The organism is Candidatus Accumulibacter aalborgensis, from assembly GCF_900089955.1.
Lineage (GTDB): Bacteria > Pseudomonadota > Gammaproteobacteria > Burkholderiales > Rhodocyclaceae > Accumulibacter > Accumulibacter aalborgensis.
The window spans coordinates 1-3,088 of sequence record NZ_FLQX01000126.1 but is presented as its reverse complement, the minus strand read 5'-3'; the positions used below and the strand labels follow the sequence as shown (position 1 = coordinate 3,088).

Annotated in this window: 3 protein-coding genes; all 3 read left to right on the top strand. The window is 64.1% G+C overall.

The window, feature by feature from the left end:
• Window positions 1–2 precede the first annotated feature (2 nt).
• From istA to ACCAA_RS13875, 3 genes are read left to right on the top strand one after another with little or no spacing between them, the layout of a single operon-like run.
• Entirely contained in the window at window positions 3–1,547 is a 1,545-nt protein-coding gene (gene istA, locus ACCAA_RS13885; protein ID WP_186407846.1) for an IS21 family transposase, read from the top strand.
• A gap of 17 nt (window positions 1,548–1,564) precedes the next feature.
• On the top strand, window positions 1,565–2,326 hold the full coding sequence (istB, locus tag ACCAA_RS13880; protein WP_186407845.1) for an IS21-like element helper ATPase IstB: 762 nt from the start codon (window positions 1,565–1,567) through the stop codon (window positions 2,324–2,326).
• Window positions 2,327–2,339: 13 nt separating this feature from the next.
• On the top strand, window positions 2,340–2,597 hold the full coding sequence (locus ACCAA_RS13875; RefSeq protein ID WP_186407844.1) for a hypothetical protein: 258 nt from the start codon (window positions 2,340–2,342) through the stop codon (window positions 2,595–2,597).
• Window positions 2,598–3,088: the final 491 nt, after the last annotated feature.

The window sequence follows — 3,088 nt, the reverse complement described above, 5'->3', positions numbered from 1 at the left end:
GCATGCCCCAGGAGAGACTATCCATGCGCAAGATTCGAGATGTACTGCGATACCGTTACACGACTGAGCTGAGCCTCGAGGCGATCGCCCTGGCACTGAAGATCTCCAAGGGCGTGGTTGCCAAGTACCTGCGGCTGGCCGAGGGGGCGAGCATTGGTTGGCCGCTGCCGGAAGATTGTGACGATCTGGCCTTGGAGCGGTTGCTGTATCGGCAACCGGAAGCGCGGTCATCAGCCTTCATTGGGCCCGACTACGCGCGCGTTCATCAGGAACTCAAGAAGAAGGGCGTGACGCTGGCGCTGCTCTGGGAAGAGTACCGGCAAGCGAGCGGGGAGCGGGGTTACCAATACACGGCGTTCTGCACCCGCTATCGCGCTTGGGCCGGGAAGCTCAAGCGCTCGATGCGGCAAATTCACCGTGCCGGTGAGAAACTCTTCGCCGATTACGCGGGCCCTACGGTGCCGATCATTGACGGCCAAACGGGCGAAATTCGATCGTCCAGCGTCTTCGTCGCCGTCCTCGGCGCGTCCAACTACACGTTCGCCTGCGCCACGCCCCAGCAGACGCAGGCTGACTGGCTCGGCGGACTGGCGCGGGCGCTGACCTATATGGGTGGCGTCACCGCGCTGATCGTTCCGGACAATCCGCGTGCCCTGGTTTCCGATGCCGACCCCTATGAACCGGTGTTGAACCGCATCACCGAGGAGTTTGCCGCCCACTACGGCACCGTCATTCTGCCGGCACGCCGGCGGCGACCGCAGGACAAGGCCAAGGTCGAAATCGGCGTGCAGGTTGTCGAGCGCTGGATTCTCGCGCGACTGCGCCACCGGCAATTCTTCTCGGTGGCCGAGGCCGACGCGGCGATCGCGGCGTTGCTGCCGGAACTGAATTCGCGCCCGTTCAAGAAGCTGCCCGGCTGCCGGGCGTCTGCCTTCGCTCTACTCGACGCGCCCTACCTGCGGCCCCTGCCGGCGACGCCCTTTACTCTCGCTGAATGGAAGCGCGCGCGAGTCAATATCGACTATCACATCGAATTCGACGGCAGCTATTACAGCGTGCCGCACGCCCTGGTCCATCGCGAAGTGGAACTGCGCGTGACGCAGAACACGGTCGAAGTGCTGGCCGGCACGCGCCGGGTGGCCAGTCATCCGCGCAGCCCTCGCCGGGGGCATTTCGAGACCACGCCTGAACACATGCCGGCAGCCCACCGTGCGCATGCCGAATGGTCTCCCGGTCGCCTTCTGAACTGGGCTGCGACCATCGGTCCGGCTACGGCGGAACTGGTCAAGCGTCTGCTGCTGGAGAAGCCGCATCCAGAGCAAGGGTACCGTGCCTGTCTGGGCTTGATGCGTCTGGCCCGAACCTATCCGCATGAGCGCCTGGAGGCCGCCTGCACCCGGGCGCTCGCCGTCGGCGCCCATCGCTATCGCTCGGTCGCTTCGATTCTGGCGAAGGGACTCGATCAACAGCCGCTCACGTCGCCCGCACAGGGCGAACTGGCCTTGCCGGAGCACGCCAATGTGCGCGGTCCGACCTATTACCACTGAACCCGAAAGGAACCCCCATGCTGATGCAACAAACCCTCCTGACCCTGAAATCCTTGCGCCTGCCCGGCATGGCCGCCGCCTTCGAGGAACAGCAGAGGCACGCCCAGGTCGCGGCCTTGGCGTTCGACGAGCGCTTTGCGATGCTCGTCGATCGCGAGCACGCGTATCGCGAGAATCGCCGCATCGCCCGCCTGTTGCGCGAGGCCAGGCTCAAGTCCTCGCAGGCGTGCATTGAGGATATCCGCTACGGCACCGGTCGCAACCTCGATCGTGCGCTGGTGGCGCAGTTGGCCAGTTGCCAGTGGATCCGGGCACACCAGAATCTGCTCCTGACCGGCGCCACCGGTTGCGGGAAGACCTGGCTCGCCTGCGCCCTGGGTAATGCCGCCTGCCGGCAGGGACTGTCCGTTCTCTACTGGCGTTTGCCCCGCCTTCTGGAGGAACTGCGTATCGCCCGTGGCGACGGCAGCTTTGGCAAACGTCTCGCGACTCTGGCGAAGATCGATCTGCTGATCCTCGACGATTGGGCCGTGGCCCCGCTGTCCCAGGCCGAGCGCAATGATTTGCTGGAAATCCTTGATGATCGGGTGAGCACCCGTTCGACCGTGATGAGCAGCCAGTTGGCACCCCTGCATTGGCATGCCTTTCTCAATGATCCCACTCTCGCTGACGCGATTCTCGACCGCATCCTGCATGCCGCCCACCGGCTCGCGCTCAGTGGTGAATCGCAGCGCAAGCTCGATGGCGAAACCCCTCTTCTGTCCTCCGTTACACTGTAACCACGCCCAAATCATGACGACAACTTCCGCCGAAAGACAACAAGCCTATCGCGCCAAACGCCCCTTCGCTGGCGACAATGGCGAACGACGCCTGCAATCCTGGGTCTCCACCGCGACCGCTCTGGCCCTGGGCCGGCTGGCTCGCCGCGCCGGCACCACGCAACGTGCGGTCCTCGAACAACTCATTCTGGACGCCGATCGGGCCGTCACGCAGGCAATGAGCGATGACGAGTTGGATCACTACCTCGCGTTACAGTGTAACAATGAGTAGCCATCCGCCAGACCCCCCCAAAAAACGCTTGATGAAAGGTCCTCGGCCTATGTTGCTCAGCCTGCAGTCTCCCTCCACCCCTGCGCGATCGGGTTTGCGACCCCAAGCTGACCTTTGCAAAAACGGGTGCCATTGGCAAACCCCGGCGCTTCCCCCACCCCTGACCCCGCCCCCCAGGGCGGGGAAGTCCTCGCCGCCGGACGGGCTCGGGGGCCGGCTGCGAAAATCCGCAACCAGCCCCAAGCCCTGCAGCGTATCCGCGTTGAGGGGGCCCTCAAGGGTTCGCTTCGCCGGGCTTCGCCCGCCCTTGACCGCCCCCTCAACGCACCCTCCGTTACCCTGTAACGGGGCCAGACCCCCATCCATTTCACGAAAGCGTGACCGCCATTTCATCCAAGGCGTGACCGGTTGAGGTAACATTCAACCCTATCCATGCAGCATCTCTCCACCGGTCACGATCACGCGAAACGACCGGTCACGTTCCGCGAAAT